The organism is Acaryochloris marina MBIC11017, from assembly GCF_000018105.1.
Taxonomy (GTDB): Bacteria; Cyanobacteriota; Cyanobacteriia; order Thermosynechococcales; family Thermosynechococcaceae; genus Acaryochloris; species Acaryochloris marina.
On sequence record NC_009925.1, the window covers coordinates 930,500 to 951,525 of the forward strand.

Annotated in this window: 19 protein-coding genes; 11 read left to right on the top strand and 8 right to left on the bottom strand. The window is 47.9% G+C overall.

All coding sequences use genetic code 11. The features are described 5' to 3' along the window. Positions 1–60: 60 nt before the first annotated feature. On the bottom strand, positions 61–795 hold the full coding sequence (locus AM1_RS04240; protein ID WP_012161564.1) for a CorA family divalent cation transporter: 735 nt from the start codon (positions 793–795) through the stop codon (positions 61–63). An 86-nt stretch (positions 796–881) separates the two neighbouring features. Beyond that, positions 882–2,639: a ShlB/FhaC/HecB family hemolysin secretion/activation protein gene (locus AM1_RS04245; protein WP_012161565.1), complete on the bottom strand. Its 1,758-nt coding sequence runs from the start codon at positions 2,637–2,639 to the stop codon at positions 882–884. Between the two features lie 488 nt (positions 2,640–3,127). Here AM1_RS04245 and AM1_RS04250 point away from each other — a divergent pair, with 488 nt between their 5' ends. The 4 genes from AM1_RS04250 to AM1_RS04265 all read left to right on the top strand — a co-directional run bounded on the left by AM1_RS04250 (position 3,128) and on the right by AM1_RS04265 (position 7,497). Continuing rightward, on the top strand, positions 3,128–4,483 hold the full coding sequence (locus tag AM1_RS04250; protein WP_012161566.1) for a GAF domain-containing sensor histidine kinase: 1,356 nt from the start codon (positions 3,128–3,130) through the stop codon (positions 4,481–4,483). 82 nt (positions 4,484–4,565) lie between these two features. Next, a complete protein-coding gene (locus tag AM1_RS04255) occupies positions 4,566–6,146 on the top strand; it encodes a Na+/H+ antiporter (protein ID WP_012161567.1) in 1,581 nt (526 codons plus the stop codon). A 101-nt stretch (positions 6,147–6,247) separates the two neighbouring features. Further along, complete coding sequence (locus AM1_RS04260; protein ID WP_012161568.1) at positions 6,248–6,811, top strand: hypothetical protein; 564 nt, start codon at positions 6,248–6,250, stop codon at positions 6,809–6,811. A 116-nt stretch (positions 6,812–6,927) separates the two neighbouring features. Continuing rightward, entirely contained in the window at positions 6,928–7,497 is a 570-nt protein-coding gene (locus AM1_RS04265) for a hypothetical protein (protein ID WP_012161569.1), read from the top strand. A 54-nt stretch (positions 7,498–7,551) separates the two neighbouring features. Here AM1_RS04265 and AM1_RS04270 read toward each other — a convergent pair whose 3' ends face one another. Further along, on the bottom strand, positions 7,552–8,319 hold the full coding sequence (locus AM1_RS04270) for an isoprenyl transferase (RefSeq protein ID WP_010477105.1): 768 nt from the start codon (positions 8,317–8,319) through the stop codon (positions 7,552–7,554). 189 nt (positions 8,320–8,508) lie between these two features. Continuing rightward, positions 8,509–9,483: a ferritin-like domain-containing protein gene (locus tag AM1_RS04275; protein ID WP_012161570.1), complete on the bottom strand. Its 975-nt coding sequence runs from the start codon at positions 9,481–9,483 to the stop codon at positions 8,509–8,511. A 246-nt stretch (positions 9,484–9,729) separates the two neighbouring features. On the opposite strand from AM1_RS04275, the gene AM1_RS04280 reads away from it, so the two are divergent. Together AM1_RS04280 and AM1_RS04290 are read left to right on the top strand one after the other, a co-directional pair. Then, entirely contained in the window at positions 9,730–11,040 is a 1,311-nt protein-coding gene (locus AM1_RS04280) for an IS701-like element ISAcma8 family transposase (protein ID WP_012160919.1), read from the top strand. 80 nt (positions 11,041–11,120) lie between these two features. Further along, positions 11,121–11,994 (top strand): IS630-like element ISAcma25 family transposase gene (locus tag AM1_RS04290; protein WP_148215670.1). Its coding sequence is split into 2 segments (ribosomal slippage): positions 11,121–11,450 and positions 11,452–11,994, totalling 873 coding nucleotides; the frame shifts between segments, so codons are not numbered across the junction. A gap of 46 nt (positions 11,995–12,040) precedes the next feature. Here the strand turns inward: AM1_RS04290 and AM1_RS04295 are convergent. Continuing rightward, the gene (locus AM1_RS04295; RefSeq protein ID WP_012161572.1) at positions 12,041–12,568 is read right to left on the bottom strand and encodes a formylglycine-generating enzyme family protein; all 528 of its coding nucleotides are present in this window, start codon (positions 12,566–12,568) and stop codon (positions 12,041–12,043) included. Between the two features lie 61 nt (positions 12,569–12,629). On the opposite strand from AM1_RS04295, the gene AM1_RS04300 reads away from it, so the two are divergent. Then, on the top strand, positions 12,630–13,559 hold the full coding sequence (locus tag AM1_RS04300; protein ID WP_012160769.1) for an IS5-like element ISAcma6 family transposase: 930 nt from the start codon (positions 12,630–12,632) through the stop codon (positions 13,557–13,559). A gap of 20 nt (positions 13,560–13,579) precedes the next feature. Here AM1_RS04300 and AM1_RS04305 read toward each other — a convergent pair whose 3' ends face one another. Beyond that, a complete protein-coding gene (locus AM1_RS04305) occupies positions 13,580–14,137 on the bottom strand; it encodes a hypothetical protein (RefSeq protein ID WP_041659073.1) in 558 nt (185 codons plus the stop codon). Between the two features lie 212 nt (positions 14,138–14,349). On the opposite strand from AM1_RS04305, the gene AM1_RS04310 reads away from it, so the two are divergent. The 4 genes from AM1_RS04310 (at position 14,350) to AM1_RS04325 (ending at position 19,564) form a co-directional block, all read left to right on the top strand. Further along, positions 14,350–16,050 carry a tetratricopeptide repeat protein gene (locus tag AM1_RS04310; protein ID WP_012161575.1) on the top strand — a complete coding sequence of 567 codons (1,701 nt, stop codon included), beginning with the start codon at positions 14,350–14,352 and terminating at the stop codon, positions 16,048–16,050. A gap of 111 nt (positions 16,051–16,161) precedes the next feature. Continuing rightward, positions 16,162–17,247: a hypothetical protein gene (locus AM1_RS04315; protein ID WP_012161576.1), complete on the top strand. Its 1,086-nt coding sequence runs from the start codon at positions 16,162–16,164 to the stop codon at positions 17,245–17,247. A 148-nt stretch (positions 17,248–17,395) separates the two neighbouring features. Continuing rightward, complete coding sequence (locus tag AM1_RS04320; protein ID WP_012161577.1) at positions 17,396–17,944, top strand: hypothetical protein; 549 nt, start codon at positions 17,396–17,398, stop codon at positions 17,942–17,944. 240 nt (positions 17,945–18,184) lie between these two features. Further along, on the top strand, positions 18,185–19,564 hold the full coding sequence (locus AM1_RS04325) for an FAD-dependent oxidoreductase (RefSeq protein ID WP_041659076.1): 1,380 nt from the start codon (positions 18,185–18,187) through the stop codon (positions 19,562–19,564). Here AM1_RS04325 and AM1_RS04330 read toward each other — a convergent pair. Together AM1_RS04330 and AM1_RS04335 are read right to left on the bottom strand one after the other, a co-directional pair. Continuing rightward, entirely contained in the window at positions 19,561–20,286 is a 726-nt protein-coding gene (locus AM1_RS04330) for an ATP-binding cassette domain-containing protein (protein WP_012161579.1), read from the bottom strand. The genes AM1_RS04325 and AM1_RS04330 overlap by 4 nt on opposite strands. A gap of 23 nt (positions 20,287–20,309) precedes the next feature. Further along, the gene (locus tag AM1_RS04335; protein WP_012161580.1) at positions 20,310–21,020 is read right to left on the bottom strand and encodes a DUF4336 domain-containing protein; all 711 of its coding nucleotides are present in this window, start codon (positions 21,018–21,020) and stop codon (positions 20,310–20,312) included. Positions 21,021–21,026 lie beyond the last annotated feature (6 nt).

The window sequence follows — 21,026 nt, forward strand, 5'->3', positions numbered from 1 at the left end:
CGACATAGACTTTTGCTGAGAAAAAAGTGAGCCGCTAGTCTGCCCACGGAAACCGAAGGATTAAGTTTTAGAATCCGGCTGCAGAATCCATCGCTGCGTGATTATTCCCAACGCAATCCCTAAACCTAAAATAATCCAGAAGCCCAAAGGCGATCGCTCTAAGCCATGGGGTAGGTTCATACCAAACAAGCTGCAGAGGGCAGTGAGGGGTAGAAATACAGCAGCCAATAGATTCAGGCGTTGAGCCATACGGACTGACTCCAAACTCAGACGGCTTTGTTCCTCTGCCCGTCGCGCTAAATCAAATTCCAGAGCATTCTTAACATCGGTATAGAGTAAATCTAGCGTCCGATCTAAATCATTTGCCCAATCTCTTAAATCAATCAAGTCTCTATCTTCAGGGACATCCTCCCGAGCAGATTGCAGCGTCTCCATCATATTTTTAGCCGCACGACAGATAGGAGCTAAGTTTTCTAAGATCTGGAAATAGTCTTCAGCTAAAGTGGCCTGACTATACGTTTGACTCAGCTGCTGCTCTGCTTTGCTATAGTCTTTGAGATGTTTGTTAAGTCTGGGTAACCCCTCTCCTCCCTCACTGCACTTCCAGGTTCCTTGGGGATTGCGCCAGAAGAAAGTTCCCTGCCGCTGCCGACTCCCTGGTTGGGGGAGTTTATGGAGAACCAGTAACAGATGATCCTCCGCTAGCATCGCCCGCTGTTTGCCAGCCCCCTTTTGGCCAAAACGGCGTTTAATTTCATCAGGGAGTCGCCAATTGGCAGGCAGTTGCATCGTCATTTTTTTGCGGTGTCTTTTACTCCCAATTTGCCCAACTGCACGGTCTTTTGTGCAGAGGGAAATGGGGCAATCAAGATATGCAATCCCTAGAACGGGCTCACCACAATTGAGAAGAAAAGCTGGCTATCATCAAAACCACTGGTTTCTGGGCCAATGGAGAGGATTGGAATGCCCCAGTCTAAACGAGCCGACATCAGATCGGACCACTGCCATCTGAGGCCCAAACCCACAGCCGCTAGTGTCTCAGTTCTCGACCCATCTGTATTACTCCAGCCATGGCCTGCATCAAAAAATGGGGCAAGCTGTAATAGTCCTTGTTGATTATCGCCAAACCGAGCTAGGGGTAAGCGATACTCGGCAGAACCAAACAAGCCATTATCAACCAGCAAGAGATTCTGGGGATACCCTCGAACGCTATTGAGTCCACCCAAACCATACTGTTGCAGAGGCACTAGGGGACGGTCGGCAAATTGAGCAGTTGAACGTAGCAATAACAGGTTGCTGGGGGCGAATTGCTTCACCCATTGGGCTTGTCCACGCCAGAGGAAAAACAAACCATCTGGGACATTAGGATCGCCAGGTAACACTGGATTGGGATTAATCGTGGCAAAGGCATCTAGACCAATTCCAAACTCTGACCGCAATGCCAAAACTGAATCATTCCCCCGTTGGGTCCACTCTTGAAATAATCGCAGTTGTGAAATTTCGGTCCGCCCTTCAGCATCAGCCCCCGGCGACAGTGGAAAAGGTACCCCCAATAACGAGGTGTCACTTTCCTGACGCCCCAAAGTGATTCCCAAAGCCAGTTCCTTCTGCGGCGTTTGAATTACCGGTTGACGATAGGTCAAACTCAAATCTCGGGATACTCCTTCAATATCCAACTGATCGAAGGGTTCTTCAACCACCCGGCTCCAAACCTGGCTAAAGCTCGCACTGATGGTGCCATTGCGAGCATTGATGGGAAAGGTGTAGCTAAAATCTAATTCGTTACTACCATCGGTATTGGCATAGCCTAAGCGCACGCCATCCCCAAATCCTAAGAGATTGGCTTCGCTGAGCACCACTTGCCGTTGAAAGCTTCCAATACTGCCAGAGCGCTGGTTGTCTAAGACAAATTGCACATCAAACGTAGAGGCTTCTTCAACCTTTACCTGTAGAATACTCAAGCCTGGCCCCGAGCCTGCCGTTAGCTCAGCAGAGAGGTTGCCAATCAGAGGATCAATCTGAAGCAGTCGCATTGCGCCCAACAGTTCATTCACATTCAGAGGCGGTCCTGCCCCCAAATTGAGACGTTTACTGACATAACTAGATTTCAGATGCTTATTCCCTGTGACTTCGATCCCTTCCAGTCGCCCTTCCACGACCTGTAAGGTCACTACCCCATCTTCAATCACCTGGTCTGCGGGTAAGTAGGCTCCTGAGGTGATGTAGCCCTGATCGATGTAGTACTGAGTTAGGGCAGAACGAGCTTCAAGTAATCGAGAGAAAGGAACCGCATCCCCCGTGAAGGGCTTAGTAACCTTTTCTATTTCTTCTTCACTCAACACCGTGTTTCCAGTGACACGATATTTCGTCACGGGAATGAAGTTCGGATTGTCAGGAGATTCTGGCTGTGGTGTCGGCTGTGGTGGAGCGTTCAGCAATTCCTCAGAAGGGGGTAACTTCTTGGGGGGCTGAGGTGTTGGTTCAGGTAGTATCTCTGGTTCTATTCGATTAAAATCGGGTGGCGCAGCAGGGGGAGTCTGTGCCCTAGCCCCTAAGGGTAGAAGATAAAGTCCCCATAATCCCAATAAAGTTCTGAGTAGGCGAAAGCGAAGGCGAATAAAACGATATTCAGAAGCCATCTTTAGGGTTTATCAGTAACTGTATTAGCTTAGGAATAGGGAAGTGATTCTATTTTGATTAAGCTCACTTTAACATCATGATGTCTCTTAAAAAATACGCAGTTACTCAACAAAAATAAATCTTTTGCAGCAGTTGGAGGACTTCCTGTCTTCTAACCTCAAGTTCCCATAAGACTTAAGAGCATGAGGCCTGGGCCGCTTGTTGAATCGGATCTGAATTTTGTTTTAATCGACGTGCTTCGCTGCTTCATCTACAACGTTCTTATGGCAGGCATGTCTAATTCGGGGACAAAAGACTGATGATTTCATCAGTCCCTAACAAGGGACTTTCTTCTAATTCTTTTGTCGTGTTCTAGAAACATAAAATGGATAAGAAAATGTGTTTTCTGTCAACCCTCACGTTCTAGGATTAGCTGATCAAGCCTCTAGAAATCCATTAGAGTGTGTAAGGGTGAGACTCCCATTCCAGCCTTGTTTGCTCCTGTCTTATGTTGTTGCCCGCTAGCATCGAATTCACAAATCTCTGTCGAACACAGGTGACTTTTTTGATGCAAAGCTTTCAGGCCAGTATGGGAGCGGTGTACTTGTCTAAAGATTTGCCTGCACAACAGCAGGGGGAGCTGATTCCCGTTGTTATTTATCCCGAAGAGTCAGGGAAAAACCTACAGCCAGCCCCTCTGCGTTTGCCTGCAAGCGAACCAGAACAGCCACGGAACCCCAAGCCTTCCCTAACGTCTAGCCAAACTAATATTTTGTCTGAGCTAGAAAAAGACGAATTATGGTCTGAGAATACGCTCTCCACTTCAGCCCTGGCCTTATCCCAGGCTCAACAAGTTGTCATTCCGTTGATTCATGAAGAGATGGTGTTAGGGTTGTTGGTCGCTGCCCGTGAGCATCGTTCTTGGAGCAAGATAGAACAATCTCAGCTGCAGCAGATTGCGGATACCTTAGCCTTGGCCTGTATTCTGGATCAGCGCTCCCAATGGCTCGCTAATGCCCAATATCAGCAGCGGGCATTGCAGTCGGAACAACACCAAACCCTGTCGAATCTGCTACATCAGTTTCGCAATCCCCTCACTGCCTTGAAAACCTTAGGTAAGCTCCTCCACAAGCGGTTTGGGGAAGATGAAAACAATCGCAAAATTGCGGCCAGTATTGTGGAGCAAAGCGATCGCTTAGAAGAAATGCTGCGTCAGTTTGACGGGGCGATTGATTTAGGGGAAGCGGCCATCGAACCATTTGATACCGACACTTGGAGCTCAACGCCACAGCCCAGCCCTCCGGCTTTACCTCCCTCGCTGCCATTAGGGGAAGATGAGCTGCATCTGCAGCCTTGCCAGTTTAGAGATATTCTTCACCCCCTCATCCAGTCAGCGGTGGGACGAGTAGAGCAAAAGGACTTACAGCTTACGGTCAGGATCCCGAGTAATTTGCCCCCGATTAACGCCGATCTGAGCGCATTGCGGGAGGTCTGTAGCAATTTATTTGATAACGCGTTGAAATATACTCCAACGGGTGGCGAGGTGCAGGTAGAGGTTTGTCGCCAATTGGCTGAGGGGCGCCAACCGGCCCAATTTCTGTTGATCAGCGATAGCGGCCCAGGCATTCCCCAGGCTGATTTAACACGGGTTTTTGAGCGCCAATATCGGGGTGTGCAGGCCCAAACCGATATTCCAGGAACCGGCCTTGGCTTAGCCATTGCCAGAACATTAATGGAACAAATGCAGGGCGATATTCAAGCCTTTAGTCCACGCATTGATCAGCCCGATTCGCTGGTTGGAGCAACGCCAGGCAGCACCTTTATGGTGAGACTACCGGAATGTGACGTCAAGATTTTGGCCTGAACAGGGTAGCCTATAAGGGGCTAATGGCTTATTTGTGCCGTTGTCCTTAGCCAAAGCAAATGTTTGTGGGGAATAGTACTGAATGCTGTTGAGCAATCCGATTGTGGCTGAGATGGCGATGGAAGCAGAAGATGCGATCGCAAATAATCTCAAACAATTTTTGCTGGTATTATCCGTCTCGTTGAGTGTTGCCACGCTTCCCCAGGTATTTAGCTGGTTTCGGCAAATTCCCTATACCCTTTTGCTGGTAATCGTGGGCTTGTGCTTAGCCTTTGTAGATGTCCGCTTAGTGGATTTATCCCCAGAGCTGATTCTAGCCATCTTTTTGCCACCGCTGCTGTTTGAAGCTGCCTGGAATCTGAAATGGTCCGACCTTAAAAAAGATCTATTTCCCATCTGTCTCTATGCCGTTTTTGGCGTGGTGATCACGATTGGTGGTGTTGCATTCGGCTTAAATAAATTTGCCGGGATTTCCCTTACCACCGCATTGTTAATTGGAGCTAGCTTATCAGCCACTGATCCCGTTTCTGTTATTGCCTTATTCCGGGAACTTGGAGCAGGCAAACGCCTTAAAACCCTGATGGAAGGGGAAAGCCTTTTTAACGATGGTATGGCGGTTGTAGCCTTTAGTTTTCTGGTGGGTTTACCCTTGGGGGTCAGTACCTTTGAGCCGTCTCAGGTTTTAGGACAACTGCTGGCGGTCATTGGTATTGGTATTGGTGTTGGCTCTCTGATTGGGTTTGGCATTTCCTACCTTACCCAACGGTTTGATCTCCCTCTCGTGGAGCAGTCCCTAACCCTCGTATCAGCCTATGGCACCTATCTGCTAACGGAAGACTTGGGCGGTTCTGGCGTCATCGGTGTAGTCACAACAGGCTTGGTGCTAGGAAACTTCGGTTCCCGGATTGGCATGAACCCCAGGACTCGATTGATTGTCACAGAGTTTTGGGATTTTCTCGCTTTCTTCGTCAACTCCATCGTCTTTTTACTGATTGGGGATCAGATTCGGTTTGCCATCTTAGGGAATAACTTAAGAACCATCGTCGTCACCATTTTGGGAATGCTGGTGACTCGGGCCATCTCCATTTATGTTCTGGGCCTATTTAGTAATGTCACTGCGAAGTCCGAGATTCCCATTAAAGATCAGACGGTTCTCTGGTGGGGGGGCTTACGGGGTTCCGTCTCCATTGCCCTGGCTTTGAGTGTGCCTGCAGTGTTGGGAGAACGAGAAGAGATTATAGCTACGGTATTTGGAGTCGTGTTATTCACCTTGTTGGTGCAAGGACTCACAACGAAGTTCCTCCTCCAAGGGCTGGGATTAATTAGCGATCAGACCCAACAACAGGATTATTTAGCTGCGACTGCTCGGCGAGCAGCCCTCTCCCGCGTTTTAGATTATCTAGAGAAAGGGGACGCTAGACCGGGGATTGAACCTGAGTTCTATCGGTATCAGACAGCCTTAGTCGAGGGACAGTTGGCCAAACTGGAGTCTGAATTGGACGACATGCAAAAAAAATATCCTGAACTAAAGGAATTTACGGCAGAACAACTGAAAGAAGAATTACTGGCCATTGAGGCAGATACCTATGCTGAGTTTGTACGAGCCGGTCGCCTCAATAAAGAGTTGGCTCCTTTCTTGGCAGAGGTCTTTATCCCGGAATAGAGGGAGTTTGGATGTAACGGAAAACAACGGTCCCTTAGCATAGCCCTCAATTTTGAGTATTCTAGGCTAACAAGGTTCCTCAATGTTTTTACTCCGATACCATGGCCAAAGATTCTGCTGAACTCATTCCTGTCAGCCAGCTACAAGAGCGCTATAACATTAAGCGATCAGCCCTCTATAATCGTCTGTCGGCATTGGAACTACAACCCACCAAAGTGGGACGGCGGGCCTTTGTTACACCTGCTGATGTCGTGCGATTAGATGCCCTCGGCGATCACATTGAGGCTGGCGGAACCATTCACGACTTTACGGAACAGCCCTCAACAGTGGGGGCTGGTGCCTTGACTGTTGCTGCCGACGATGGTGCTGCTCCTATGGCACAGAATACGAATTTTGCTGCGTTTTTAGACGCTTTTTCAACTCGACCTGAACCCCTAAAAATGCTGCTTAATCGTCTAGATTTATTGGAAAAGGCAGCAACCCATGAGTGGCTGTTACCCACTTCTGATTTATCCATGGCTCTCGGTCTTTCTCGACGTTCTGTGGGCAAGTATCCCAAGTTTGAGCGATATGGGTTTGTGTTCACCAAAGTCGGCCAAATGGGTACCGAAACGTCTTGGCGGGTGCAGAAAGCAGCGAAACCCAAGAAGAAATTTAAGCGTTAGCATTCAATTTATATGCCGATAGCATTCAATTTTGAACCTGGGAAATAAGCTGCTCATCATTCCCTTTCTGTGGATGGGCACACTGGGATTGAAGGCTCCATCACCCAAGGAAGGACATGACCTTTCAAGACCTGTTTTCGCTTTTAACTCAGTACAAACCCTTGCTCTTGGGCATTATGCTGTTTGCCCCATGGGTGGCGCTGGCAATCTGTGTGGTAATCCCAGGTCAGAAAGAGGAACCCTTTGTCTTGAGCTTTAACTTAGGGATGGCCCTCTTAAGCTTGATTTTAGCGGTTGGCTATCTGTTGTTCGCTACCAATAACGGCGGTTGGGCACGGGTGATGAAGGAAGCAGATATTTTGCTAATGCTGGCCCCTTGTTACTACGTGGGCATTTCTTTTTGGGTCACCAAGCAACGTCTTCCTCTGAGTCAGGTGCCCATTGCGCGGATGGTACAGGGCATCGCCTTAATCGCAGCCGGATATCTGGGCCTCGCATGGATGTTAAAGTCCACGCGAATCGTGATTTTCTCCTTTATCCCATTTCAGTATCTCGTTATCTTATTACTAGGATTGACAGGGATCATGTACTTCGGCTTCCTGAGAGTAACCGGAGGCGATACCCAGAAGCACGACAGTATCGATGATGAGTTCAATACCTTAAGGCGTCGGAAGGGGCGACTCTAGGCTCAAGCCCTTTGAGCAGTGGCCACCTCCCATTTCAGATGTTTATGGAAAGAATTAACCTGCACAGGGCTGTTTGAGTTTAACCGTTCCAAATCTGCGATCGCGCATCTGGTAGTGCTGCAACGCCTCATGAAAAACCGCCCGGTCAAAATCAGGCCAGAACACATCCGTAAAGTAAAACTCCGTGTAGGCCAACTGCCACAGTAGGTAATTACTTAAGCGGAGTTCGCCACTGCTGCGAATCAATAAGTCAGGGTCAGGGGTACCAGCGGTATAGAGATATTGCTCAATCAGTTGCTCATCCACTGCCCCCGGCTCAATATTACCCAGCTGAACCTGCTCTGCAATTTGACGACATGCCTGGGTCAGTTCGGCTCGGCTGCCATAATTCACCGCCACATTGAAATGAACGGCTCGGTTATTGGCCGTTGCTAAAACCGCTCGATCGATTTCCTTCCGCAGCGAAGAGGGCAAGGGAGACAAATCACCGATAAAGGAAATCCGTACCCCTTCGCGATCCATTTCGGCCAGTTCCTGGCGAAGAAGACGCTCAAATAAGACTAAAAGAAAGTCAACTTCTTCTAAGGGGCGACGCCAATTTTCCGTCGAAAAGGCATAGGCTGTCAGGGTGGGAATGCCCCAGTCTTTGCAGCAGCGCACTAAATCTTTGAGAGTCCGTGCCCCTTGGCGATGACCCGCAATCCGGGGAAACCCTTGGCGTTTGGCCCAGCGACCGTTGCCATCCATAATGACGGCAACATGTTGGGGTAAACAATCAGGATCTAAATCTGTAGGGCGAGTAACGTAATCGAAGTTGTTCATTAATACGGCGTCAGTGACATCAATTGGTTAAATCAGGAGCCCATACAAGTCAGAGGAAGTTATTCTCTGTTCGTAATAATTCCCCGGTCAGTAGTTTGGTCTAACAATCTCTGACCAGGATTGTCAAGGTCTAATGGCGTAAACCAAGAAAGAGACGACCGAGCAGGGACCTGAAGAGCATGGCTAGAACTAAATGCCAGTGGAAGGGCAAGGAGTTTCTGGGGACTGCCCAAACCAGCGATTAAGCTGGTCTGGGTTCAAAGAGCGACTCCATCGCCACAGATGCCATAAAACATAAACAAAGGTCCATAAAAGGGATAACTTATTGGGCAAAGACCAGGCTTCCCAGTGGAGCACTTGCATCATCCGTTTCAGGGTACGACTAAAACTACTAGGTTTTTGTTTCGTCGTTCTTAACTGGGGGCGAAGTAAAGTCATCAGAATCTTAAACATCGAGATGTGAGGATAAGCCCAGCGCCCAAATCCCCAAAATTTGGTCATATGGTTAATTTCGTCAATCAATAGTTCAGCTAACACCTGATGCAATGGCCCCGTTGAATGCGCCATTAACCACACATACAGGCAAGTAGCCCCATATTCCGTCGCCACGCGATGGAGACCATGCTCGAACAAATCTTGATGGGGATTATCCGTCGGTTCATAAGGTCTGGGATCGTGGGGCAGGGGCATCAGCTTTAATCCAGACAGTTGGGTATATAACCGCTGTAGTGCGGGGGAATGTTGGCGTTCTTCCTTTTCCCAGAGTCCCAGCTCCACTAAGTCTCCTTGGTCATTAACGGTACCGCCCACAAATCGAGCCATGGGGGGATGGAGGGGAGAGAGATATTGGCGACTAGTTTGGGTATAGCCGCGAATAGGGGTTTCTGTATCAATACTGCCCGCAAGAATAGCTAAAAAAATAAGGGGATCAATTCCCCTTATCTGACCTGGTTCAATCTGATTCCAGTTAAGCGGCTGCCAAGGTCTTGGTTGGGGATCTTGGAACTGTTGGGATAAATCTTGTAGGCGATCGTTGAGGATATCGGCAGCAAGATAGGTCTTTATCAGTTGATTGAGACGTTTTGAAATGGGAGCTGTTTCAAACGATTGGGTGGATGAAGACGGGTCAAGGAACGAGGGATTGAACAATAACGTGGGAGTCATGGCACTTTCCGGGGTAGCTTGCATCCAATAGCCTAAGCAAGGACTATCCAGAAGTCAGTCGGCCACAGTCGGGACTTAAAAGTCGGAAAGTCGGATCTAGGTTCGTTTTCGGTGATCCTATGTTGGGCGTTTCCATGCCCGGAATCGATCTCAAGCTTGTTGCTGATTTGATGGATATATCCCTCTTTTATCACTTTAGACAGATAAAAAATAGACTATTCTCAGTTTCTATTTTTCTAATGAGTGATGTCAGCTTCAAGAAGTCCAGAACCAACCATTGGCTTTGTTGATGAGTACTGCCAACTATTTGCAGAGTTATTTCCCCAAGTCCGCAGTTATGAAGCCTTCAAGCATCTCCATCTGGGGATGATTAGTGATATCAAACGTAAATCATTGCCCGCCATTGCAAGAGCAGTGGGCTTGGAGAACCATCAAAGCCTGCATCATTTTCTGAGTGAATCACCTTGGGTAGCGTCACATTTGTCTGACAAGAGATTGGACATCATCTTGAAAATACTGGATGGGCGCAGGTTAATTCTATTGATCGATGAGACGGGCGATTGCAAAAAAGGCAAGAGTACCGACTATGTGAAACGGCAGTATATCGGCAATGTGGGCAAGAAAGAGAATGGCATCGTCGCAGTCACTGCCTACGGGCTGTTTCAAGGGATGATTTTGCCTTTGTCCTTTGAAGTGTACAAACCCCGAGAACGTCTTAAAGAGGAGGATGAGTATCTCAGCAAACCCCAAATTGCTGCTGGAATGATCCGACAGTTGCAAGGGATGGGCTTTTGCTTTGAGCTCGTCCTGGCTGACAGCTTGTATGGGGAAGCTCAAACAAACTTTGTGAATGTCTTAGAGGAGTTAAAGCTGCCCTATATCCTAGCGATTCGTAGCAATCATGCGGTGTGGTTACCCGCAGAACAAGCAGTCTTTGCCGAACCGTGGCAGTCATTTGAACGAACCTTCAGCAATGGCACCACTGAAACTCGTTACAGGCAAGAGATCATTTATGGCCAGCGACACCACCAGAAGCGCTATTGGCTATTAACCACGGACCCCCAAACGCTACCAGAGAACTCAACCTCTTATGTCATGGCAGCGGCACCCGAGATCAAGCTGGATGAAATTGGGGATTGCTATGGCTTCAGAACTTGGATTGAGTATGGTCTCAAACAGTCTAAAGATACCTTGGGTTGGGCTGATTTTCGCATGACGCACTACGAACAAATTGAAAAGTGGTGGGAGATAGTGATGAGCGCTTTCTTGATGGTGAGTTTGTTCGCTGATGTCTTCAATGACTCTTGTCCAGTGGCACATCAACACTTTGCGCAGCATCCTTGGTGGGATAACCAAAACGGGTGGAAGAATCTGCTCAATAATGTGCGCTTGATCATTCAACCGTTAATCAGTTGGAATCTTCTAAAGCGCTGGTTAGAAGTCTTTCCCAGCCGTGCTTTGAAAAAGGGGTTTGAGCAACTCACATCAAAGATGGAGGCATTTTGCTGTCCACTGGTGAGGAAATTGCTCAAGCATCCTGATTTTCTCTCTGTCTAAAGTGATAAAAGAGGGATATAGCAGTCGCCATATTGAGAAGGACTTAAACTAGAGAAGTATTTTATTCCTTCTCCTGTGTGATGCCCAAAATTTATAGTTTCGACCTACGTTGCAAAGTGATAGATGCGATTGAGCTAGATGGGATGCGCCCTTCAGAAGCGAGTGAACTGTTCGATATCAGTCGTAACACCATTAACCAATGGCAACACCTCAAGGCGGAAACGGGTGATTTGCATCCCAAGCCAGTCCATCATCCTGGCCATAGCCATAAAATCACTGACTGGGACAAGTTTCGAGCGTTTGCCCACAAGCATCGTCATAAAACCCAAGCTCAGATGGCTCAACTATGGGATGGAGAGATTAGTGATCGAACCATCTCAAGAGCCCTCCAGAAAATCGGATTTACTCGAAAAAAAAACATATGGGTACCGAGAACGAGATAAGCACAAACGGGCAGCGTTCATCAAACGTCTGAGTACCGTGGACCCAGACGATATCGTCTATGCGGATGAGTCGGGCATGGATCATCGAGACGAGTATGACTATGCTTATGGCCCCAAAGGTGAGCGGGTTTATGCTTTGAAGACTGGGCGTAGAAGCGGCCGAGTCAATATGATTGCGGCGTTGAGAGCAAAGCAGTTGATGGCACCGTTCACGATCGAAGGAGCTTGCAATCGGACTGTGTTTGAACTTTGGCTAGAGCGTTGCTTGATACCCGTGCTCAAGCCTGGGCAGAAGCTGGTGATAGATAATGCCACTTTTCACAAGGGAGGACAAATACAGGAATTAGTGGAAAAAGCAGGATGTGAGGTTTGGTATTTACCGCCTTATTCCCCTGACTTGAACAAGATTGAGCGGTCTTGGTCTTGGATTAAAAGTCGCATCCGTCACCAATTAGAACATTTTGGATCTCTCAGAGAAGCAATGGAACATGTTCTACATCTAGTGTCCTGAATAGAATGGCGACTGCTATAAAAGCCTCTGAAGTCTTCTCTGTCTCTTAAGACAGGGGGAAAACTCGCCGACCAATGGTGTATCCAATATTAATGTCAGAGTCTGGATCAACTTCACAGGTATGGGGTTCAAAATAGGCTGTCGCTAAGGTTAGCCAACCGATAAAGTATCCTTCTCCCCCGCAAATCGTACATCCACCGTCTCCCCCTCGGGTGAAGCATGGGTCAGCCAGTAGTTCAGATTTGTATGGATCCTCTGCAATAAACAGACCAAAGGCATTGGGGCGGTGATGATAGTCCCAGTCAGCTTGAAACCCTTGCATAGGGTAATCAAGTTTCCCACCAGAAAGAATCCATTGACGCCTCCAAGCGGCTTCATCGGGACTGACGCTTGTGGGATAGCGGTCGCAAGGGACATGATTTCCCCAGCGAAATAGGTTAGGACTGCCTGCACCACACGCATATTCCCATTCATCGGCAGTAGGATATCGAAACCCATCAACCTGTAATTCTGTACAGAGGGATTCATGGATAGACTGGTTGGAGCTTTCGGCAATTAAACGGCGTTGTTGCATGAATAGGTGCTGCGGATTAGGCGCGGGCTAGAGTTTATGTACCACCAAAAACCGCTAGCCCATGAGTTACCAAATCCGCAACTGGTCCGAGTATAACGCTGGTCTCAAACAGCGGGGAAGTGTGACCTTCTGGCTCGAACAATCAGCTATCGTTCATTGGCTAGAAACCACACCGAGACAAAAGCGGGGAGCCTCTCTGACCTATAGCGATACAGCAATCTCCACCTTCGAGACCGTCAAATGTATCTATGGTTTAGCAGGGCGTCAAACCGAAGGATTTCTAAATTCATTGTTTGAGTTGATGGGAATTGAGCTTCCCGTTTGTGACCACAGCACCGTCTCTCGGCGGAAAGGTCAGCTATCGATTTCATTGCCCGTTATACCTAAGCAAGGTGCCATTCACGTCGTTATCGATAGCACAGGGATCAAAGTCTATGGTGAAGGAGAGTGGAAAACCAGGCAACATGGTGTGAGCAAACGTCGGACGTGGCGTAAACTTCACTTGAGTGTTGATGAGTCCACTGGAGAAATTCTCACGGGTGTCGTGACAACCAATGACGTTCAGGATGGTGAAGTGTTTGAAGATCTCCTTGAAGGCATCGACGATGAGATTGAACAGGTCTCTGCTGACGGAGCCTATGACCAAAGTCATTGCTATGATGCCCTCATGGAGCGCAATGCCACAGCTGCAATTCCCCCAAGGAAGAATGCCAAAATTTGGCAACATGGAAACTGCAATGCTCCACCCCATCCACGAGATCAAAATCTCAGAGCCATCCGAAAACAGGGACGAAAGAGGTGGAAAAAACAAGCCCACTATCATCGGCGGTCTCTAGCTGAAACGACGATGTTTCGCTTCAAAACTATCTTTGGGGGTCAGGTACGTTCCCGTAACTTTGATAATCAAGCCACAGAGTTACTCCTGCAGTGTGCGGCACTCAATCGAATGATTCAGATCGCCAAACCCGAGACTGTTTGGGTTGAAGCTTAAGAATAACGAGGAGAGGCAATTCATCTAGCCTTTACGCGATTCATGCAACAAAGCCCAATTAAACCACCAAACTCATCACGGGTTACCCTAATTCCCCGATTGCTATTTGATATCGATGAAAAGTGGGAAGCGCCCTTAGGTAGATGTTCAACGATTGCTCTCACCTCTGGTTCATCAATACTGACGGATTGCCATCCCACTTCAACTGCACAAGCTTCCATTAAGAGTGGGGGGATTGTGACGATACGTTTTCTCAGTGTTGCTGATTCAATCTGTTCTTCCATCGATAACTCAAGCCCGCATTCATTAGCAGTGAGTTTCCAGCTTTCAAGTTCATCTGGATTAGGAGTCCAATGGGAAACATCAAATCCTAGCTCTATCTGGGCTCCCGGTATCAAGGCAAATACAGCGTTGTCAAATGAGAACAATGCGACTTCATTTGTAATGGATCCCATCGCAAAGGAAGCCACACAATTGAAGGCAAATCCTTTGGGCAATTGGTGCAAGAGTATTTTGGCAAACGCTGCTTTGTCTGAAGTTGAGAGGTGTTGCCAGTGGATACGATCAGGAATTCTCATTGTCCAAGCGACTATTTCTCAAAAGACCCTACCCTCCAATATGAATCCTGCACTATTTTGGGTCATTCAGACTCAGGTGGGCCATCGTTGAGTCCTGTCCACAAAGAGAGCGTAGAGAAACAACTGTCAATTTATTACGGTCAAAGTTTATGAGGTTATGGGATGGGGCATGCTAGAACGTATCCATTGCGACAATTTTAATAAACGAAGTGATGAAATTTGCTGCTAGTCTTCCGGTTGTTTTGGTTGGGGCTGCTGCCGTGGTGGTGCAACCCCAGATTAGTCACGCTTTAAATGCGGCTGAAGTTGCCAAAATTGCCCGCAATGTCACGGTCCGAGTCGATAGTCAAGCACCCGGTTCCGGGGTGATTATTAAGCAGGATGGAGACACCTATACGGTGTTAACGGCAGCCCATGTGGTGGGCAGCGAAGATACTTATGAAGTGATCACGCCGGATCGGGCTCGACATTCGGTGGCCAATACAACTATCCAGCGGTTACCCAATGTCGATCTGGCGTTGATTCAGTTTTCTAGTAGCCAGGCTTATAAGGTGGCAGAAGTGGGCAATGCCCAGCAAATTTCTGCGGGAATGCCCTGCTATGTTGCAGGATTCCCAGGGAAAACGGCGGCCATCAATGAGGTGGTTTACAACTTTACAGCCGGACAAATTACGGCGAATGCTGTGCAACCTTTACGAGATGGGTATGGACTGGTCTATTCCAATGCCACGTTGCCAGGGATGAGTGGTGGCGCGGTTCTAGATAGCCAAGGTCAACTGATTGGGATTCATGGTCGAGCAGATACGACGCCTCAAGCCCAAAATCCTAATCTGAATCCCGATATTTACGTCAAAACCGGATTTAACTTAGGCATTCCTATCAATACATTTTTGCAAAAAGCCGACGATGCCAACCTGGATTTGGGCTTTACGACGCCACCACCCAAACCCGCTGCTCCTGCATCGGTTGATCAAGCGCTGGCTGAGGCAGGACAGGCTTTAGGCCGGGGAGAGAGTAGCAAAGCGGTCTCTAAGTTTAATCAGGTATTGGGGAGCGATCGCAAAGCCGTAGCGCTACATGGCCGAGGATTAGCCCATTACCAACGAGGTAATTACAAGGAAGCTTTAGCAGACTTGAACCATGCGATCGCCATCGATCCTTATAACGCTTTGTTCTTCAACAGTCGAGGGTCAGTCCATTTAGCCCAGGCGCTCCAGCCTAATCGAAATCTACAGTCTGGGGCCTCACGGGCCGAGAGAGATTTTAGTGAAGCCCTTAAGCTCAATCCCGACGATAGCAATGCTTACAATAATCGCGGATTAGCCAACTTCTATATGGGTGCCAGAACCCAAGCAATTGACGATTACAATCAGGCTTTGCGTCTAGATCCGGGATTGGCCAAAGCCTATAAAAATCGAGGGTTCACTCGCTGGCTAGAGCAAGATATTCGCGGCGCTTTGTTGGATCTCAAGCAAGCCCTCACCATCGATCCAACCTACGCACCAGCCTATCAAACCCGTGGTCGGTTACAGTTTCGACAGGGAGAAGTAGCTAAGGCAATAGCCGATTACGATCAGGCTATCCAGTTAAAACCGAAAGCGGGTAAAACCTATATTTATCGAGGAATTGCCCGCTATGAGAACTCCGAAGTTCCTGGAGCAATCCAAGACTGGCAAGCTGCCATTAAAGCTAGTCCCGAAGAGTCTGCTGGTGCTCATTTGCTGATTGGTGCGACTTTATTAACTCAAGGTCGAGAAAATGAGGCTTTACAGAAATTGAAAACAGCTAAACAACTTGAACGAACCTGGACCAATCAAGGCTTTCTAAGCCAAGTGTTAGGCAAACGGTTACTGAAGGAGGCTACTGCATTACTGGAGCATCCTAAGGCTCAAGCATTACTTAAATCCCGCTAATAGCGTTTGGTGGGCCTCATGTTGTTCAGAAAAGAGAAGCAGCCTCTTAAGGGCTAAATTTTAGAAATTTCGGAATTATACCTGATGTAGCTGGAGCAGTGTTATTGCCTCATGCCGATATCCTATAACTTCGCAAATGCTCAGCGATTGGTTATCAAACCTTTCGATCGGTTGGGGTTCATCAGTCTGTATCTGTTTGCCACTGTTATCAGCATTTATGCAGCCAACATCGTAACAGGGCAAGCTCCCTTTGTTCACCTGTGGCAACAAAATCCGATGCAATTCATTATCATTGCTGGACTGATCGGTGGAACATTCATGGGAGCGGCCCAATGGTTGATTCTTCGTCAGTACTTTCCGGACTGGAAGTGGATTCTAGCGGTTGCTGTAGGGAGTACATTGTTTAACACGCTCCAATTTGCTTTTGACAAGAGATTCGATGAGCTTTTGTTTGGGACTGTAGAGAACTTATCTAGCTCTAGAAGCAATGCCGCTACAGAACTGACCGCCATGTATATGGCGCTGCTTGGGGCGACTGTTATTGCTGGGTTCTTACAGTGGTATATCTTGCAAGCCTATGTTGCCTCTGCAAAGTGGTGGATGATAATCCCACTCATAACAACCTTAGTGGCTATCATTCCATTGGTATTGAGCGTTTTAGCCCAACAATATATTTCTCTCCCCTTTCCTATTCTGACGAATATTATTTATCTCTATCCTGCAATTCAGGCGATTGCCTTTTGCTGTTTACACAAAAAGTCAGAGCAAAATATTCTGCAAACAGCTTTAGCTTGTGCACCAGATATTACTGGATATAGAAAAAGTCGCTCCTTGGGCAACAAGCTATACGCCCGTTTAACTCAACTTTGGGCAACAGAATTGAATTTATCAGTCGGTCAACTCTCCTACCTAGTAGGCATTAATGCAACAAGGTCCCATATTTTCTTTGAGCCAATGAACGCAACGTCAGCAAATAATGTTGATTTAACACCATTACCGATCATTGCCTCCTCAGTAGACGAAGCAGATCAGCAGCTAGAAGGTGAGTCTTTCGCTAAGTTTCAACTGTTGTTTTTACCGCCAGGAATCATTCAAATTCGTCCATGGAGAGGGATTCCTTTAGTTTGGATCAGCATAGGAGTTTGTGGGGCCATCGTTGCAATTCAGTACTGCTTAGCTTGGTTGCAGGTTGGTTAAGGCTAGCTAAAAGAAAAATGGACTAGCTCTAGTCATTTTTTAGAAATACAGATCACTCAGGGAAGTACTCAGACATTGCTTTTTGACCAATTAGCAAATTCACTTTAGCTAGACTTGAAATATCTTGCTCATAAAGGACGATTAGTTGATGCCAGTATTTCTCGTTACCCTTGGAGTCTGGTACTTTATTTCGGGAAGTAGCTTAAACCATTGGAACAGCAATCAATGTTCTCCCATTATTGATAGCAGCCCCTCCGCCACTGGATTTAGACTACAAGGACGAGAATTTGGCTGCACGTTTGATGAACAGAACTATCGAACATCGATTCAGAAATGGCTGAGTCAGCGTCCTGAGGATGCCGCACCGCTTGAGGGAATGTACCTGGGCAGTATGGAAGATTATCCATGGATTTCAACGTATCTGGCAAAGGCAGCCCTTCAGAGTCAAGAGTGGGATCTGAAGAGGGGCACTAGTCATGACGGTCATCCCTACCGTCTGATTGAATCTTTACTCATCGATGAAGCATTCAGGCATCGCCTGGATGCACCTTTTGCTGATACGCCTTACACCGTGCATCGTGTTTCTGTTGAGAAGGTGAGGATTGACGATGCCAGTCAGGTGCTTGACGAATATGAACCGGGCCAGGGCAAAATTCCTTTTGATGCTCTATTGTGGGTTGAATTTGCAGAGCGCTAGCCAGAAGAGTCAACTGCAACGGATTAGATTTTTATGGCAGCAGGCTAAAGCACAAGAGGCTTCTAATCCTACATCAGTAGAACAAAATTATTGAATTGGAACAGCGCCAAAAAGCACAAAGGATAGCCTGTTAGCAGCACCTGAAGGTCAAATCTCGCCTCGTTTTAATCACACGAATCAAGCACGGGAGTGCCACCGATGGCGCTGTAAGATGAAGTGGATCAGCGCTGGAACTCAAGCATGGTAGAGACTCAGTCCGCGAACGCTTCACCATCTCCTGAAGGCAGAAAAGTTGTGATTGTGGGGGGTGGGCCAACCGGCACACTGGCTGCTTTGTATTTAGCCCAGATGGGTTGGCAAGTTTTTGTTTACGAGCGGCGCAGTGCTGATTTTAGAGTATCTAGCAATCGACGGTCCTTTAATATTATTCTGAGCCGTCGGGGACAAAAAGCTCTGAAGGACATTGGCGTAGAGCTACCGCCGGAAAAACAGGTCTTTCTCCAAGGAAATGTTCGACATACTGCCAAAGGGGCAAATCTCGGTAAAGGGTTTCAGGATGCCGTGTCAGTCGATCGCACTACCCTGGCTCAGTGTCTTATTGAGGAGGGGCAGCATCGTTTTCCAGAAAACATTCAATACCACTTTGAGCAAACCTTGCTGCAGGTCAATTTTCAGGATAAGACAGCGTTGTTTCAAGGCAAACAAGATCAAAATCAGCAAACCTTTGACTTATTAATTGGTGCAGATGGTGTCTACAGTACCGTCAGGACTTCAATGGAATCGCAGATTCAGGGATTCGAAGTCCAGCAAAACCAAGACAATATGATGTACAAAATCTGTGATTTAGGGTTTGCGAAAAATCTACCCGGCGCAGAGGAAAAGTGGGCAGAGAGTTTTCATACCTGGCCGAATGCCCAACCCCTGACGTTACTCGCTCCCCCTAGTACCGATGGCTCTCTCAAAGGGGTATTGATCTTGCCTCAAGTGGGAGACATCACTTATGAGACCCTGCAATCAGAAGCAGATATATTGGCCTTATTTCAAGAGAAGTTTCCTGATGTTTTCCCAAATCTAGAGCAAACGGGTTTACCGTCACAGTTTGCCCAAGATTTATTGTCACAAAAGGCGGCCCACGGAGGAATCACCACCCAGTGCAATCAATTTGAAGGTGGTGACTGCGTGGTTCTGTTAGGAGATGCGGCCCACTCGGTGTGGCCCTCCTTGGGGCAAGGGTGTAATGTCGCCCTGGAAAGCTGCCGCATTTTTGCCGAGATTCTGGCCCAAACCAAAGGAGATTTATCCCTCGCGTTACCCGCCTATACCGAAGCCCGAAAGCCTGATACGGATGCAGTGGCTCAGCTATCAGAAATTGGCTTTGGAGGGAATAAACGAGCAAGTAGTCTCCTGTTTATCAGCAAAGTAGTGATCCTGATGTTTCTGCATAAATTACTCCCCAGATGGTTTCAAAAATATGCTCTCTTCCAACTTGGAGATGCTGACGTTCCTTATTCCAACATATGGCAGCAAGTTCAGCGTCAAAATAACCAATTGCGCCTTGTATTAACGACACTAATCGGTAGTATTCCTGTGATCTGGTTAGTGCTTTTGAGAATCGCCTAAGCTGCAATGCTAGGAGATGGGTTAGAGATGCCCTCTTCTGTCTGTGGTAGGGGCGCTAAACGTCCATCTTCCATGTAGATAATCCGATCGGCAATGTCCAAAATTCGGTTGTCGTGGGTAACCAAAAGAATGGTGCAGCCCTGTTCTCGGGCAAGTTTCTGCATAATCTCGACCACGTCTCGCCCAGACTTTTTATCCAAAGCGGCAGTCGGTTCATCTGCCAAGATAATTTTGGGATGACTCGCCAAAGCTCGGGCAATGGCGACGCGCTGACGTTGTCCCCCAGAGAGTTCGTCGGGATAGTAGTGGATGCGTTCTTCTAGGCCGACTGCGCTGAGGATGTTGGCTGCGATCGCATCCAGGTCTTGCTCCAAAAAAGCGTCATGTAGTTCCAGGGACATACGCACATTTTGCTGGGCCGTTAGAAAGCTCATCAGATTGTGGGCCTGAAAAATATAGCCAATATGACAGCGGAGTTGACTGAGCTGCTGCTTCGAGGCTCCCAGCATTTCCTGGTCAAGAATCTTAAGGCTTCCGCTTTGGGCTGCCCTTAAGCCTCCCAGTAATGTAAGCAGCGTCGTCTTCCCAGATCCTGAAGGCCCCGTGAGAATTACAATTTCACCCGCCTCAATCTCCAAATTAATATCGAATAAGACCTGCTTCTGGAGCTGGCCTTCGCCAAAGGCATGGTTGAGTTGGTGGGCAATAATGACGTTAGACATAGGAATCACTCCAGAACAAAAGGCTATAAGGTTTCGCCCAGCAACCACTCAAAGCCCGCGGTGAATTGGGCTTTACCATCAGTTTCGACGATACTGCCATGGGCCGTAATGACCCGATCAAAATCCCATGCCAACACCTGACGAACGGAGGCTTTCACCTGGGCCTTATCGCGACTGCCCAATTTTTCGAAGTAGGATGGCTTCAAGACCTTGTAAGAGCCCATAACTCGTGCTGCCAACTGGGTAACCCAGGGAAACGTTTCGTCAAAATGAAACGAGGTATCCGTGAGAATCAAGCTTCGACTGGGCCGATGCCAAAAGACCGTTTCATGGGCGAGACAAATGCCTCGGGGTAAAAGGGCTCCGAATCCCTTGAAGGGGAGGTATTCTAATTCTTCTCCAAAGGTTCCAGCTTTGTTGAGTAAGCTATCCAGCTTTAGATCGGGACGTTTATCGGCCAACCCTTCGACGCCCCAAGTAGTGGCATCGGGATAGAGAGCCTGAGCTTGGCTCAAATACAGGTGATGGAATTGATTGGGGGCAATTAGATGATTAACGGTACCCAAGCTATTCAGGCTGGAGCAGTCCGTGGCCTGCATTTGAATCGGGGAAATCAGAATCAGTTCTCCTGGGCTCAGGCGGACAGCAACCATACGGGTACCGACTTCTAACCCCAGATAGCTAAAGGGTTGGGTGGCAGTCCAAAGATTTTCGGCAACAGGAATCAGGTTCATAGTCAG

Bases quoted from the DNA above. Each gene is read 5' to 3' on its own strand.
- AM1_RS04295 (WP_012161572.1), bottom strand. From the start codon at position 12,568: ATGCAACAACGCCGTTTAATTGCCGAAAGCTCCAACCAGTCTATCCAT.
- AM1_RS04275 (WP_012161570.1), bottom strand. From the start codon at position 9,483: ATGACTCCCACGTTATTGTTCAATCCCTCGTTCCTTGACCCGTCTTCA.
- AM1_RS04300 (WP_012160769.1), top strand. From the start codon at position 12,630: ATGAGTTACCAAATCCGCAACTGGTCCGAGTATAACGCTGGTCTCAAA.
- AM1_RS04280 (WP_012160919.1), top strand. From the start codon at position 9,730: ATGTCAGCTTCAAGAAGTCCAGAACCAACCATTGGCTTTGTTGATGAG.
- AM1_RS04270 (WP_010477105.1), bottom strand. From the start codon at position 8,319: ATGAACAACTTCGATTACGTTACTCGCCCTACAGATTTAGATCCTGAT.
- AM1_RS04260 (WP_012161568.1), top strand. From the start codon at position 6,248: ATGGCCAAAGATTCTGCTGAACTCATTCCTGTCAGCCAGCTACAAGAG.
- AM1_RS04250 (WP_012161566.1), top strand. From the start codon at position 3,128: ATGTTGTTGCCCGCTAGCATCGAATTCACAAATCTCTGTCGAACACAG.
- AM1_RS04330 (WP_012161579.1), bottom strand. From the start codon at position 20,286: ATGTCTAACGTCATTATTGCCCACCAACTCAACCATGCCTTTGGCGAA.
- AM1_RS04245 (WP_012161565.1), bottom strand. From the start codon at position 2,639: ATGGCTTCTGAATATCGTTTTATTCGCCTTCGCTTTCGCCTACTCAGA.
- AM1_RS04315 (WP_012161576.1), top strand. From the start codon at position 16,162: ATGCCGATATCCTATAACTTCGCAAATGCTCAGCGATTGGTTATCAAA.
- AM1_RS04310 (WP_012161575.1), top strand. From the start codon at position 14,350: ATGAAATTTGCTGCTAGTCTTCCGGTTGTTTTGGTTGGGGCTGCTGCC.
- AM1_RS04265 (WP_012161569.1), top strand. From the start codon at position 6,928: ATGACCTTTCAAGACCTGTTTTCGCTTTTAACTCAGTACAAACCCTTG.
- AM1_RS04240 (WP_012161564.1), bottom strand. From the start codon at position 795: ATGACGATGCAACTGCCTGCCAATTGGCGACTCCCTGATGAAATTAAA.
- AM1_RS04325 (WP_041659076.1), top strand. From the start codon at position 18,185: ATGGTAGAGACTCAGTCCGCGAACGCTTCACCATCTCCTGAAGGCAGA.
- AM1_RS04335 (WP_012161580.1), bottom strand. From the start codon at position 21,020: ATGAACCTGATTCCTGTTGCCGAAAATCTTTGGACTGCCACCCAACCC.
- AM1_RS04305 (WP_041659073.1), bottom strand. From the start codon at position 14,137: ATGAGAATTCCTGATCGTATCCACTGGCAACACCTCTCAACTTCAGAC.
- AM1_RS04320 (WP_012161577.1), top strand. From the start codon at position 17,396: ATGCCAGTATTTCTCGTTACCCTTGGAGTCTGGTACTTTATTTCGGGA.
- AM1_RS04255 (WP_012161567.1), top strand. From the start codon at position 4,566: ATGCTGTTGAGCAATCCGATTGTGGCTGAGATGGCGATGGAAGCAGAA.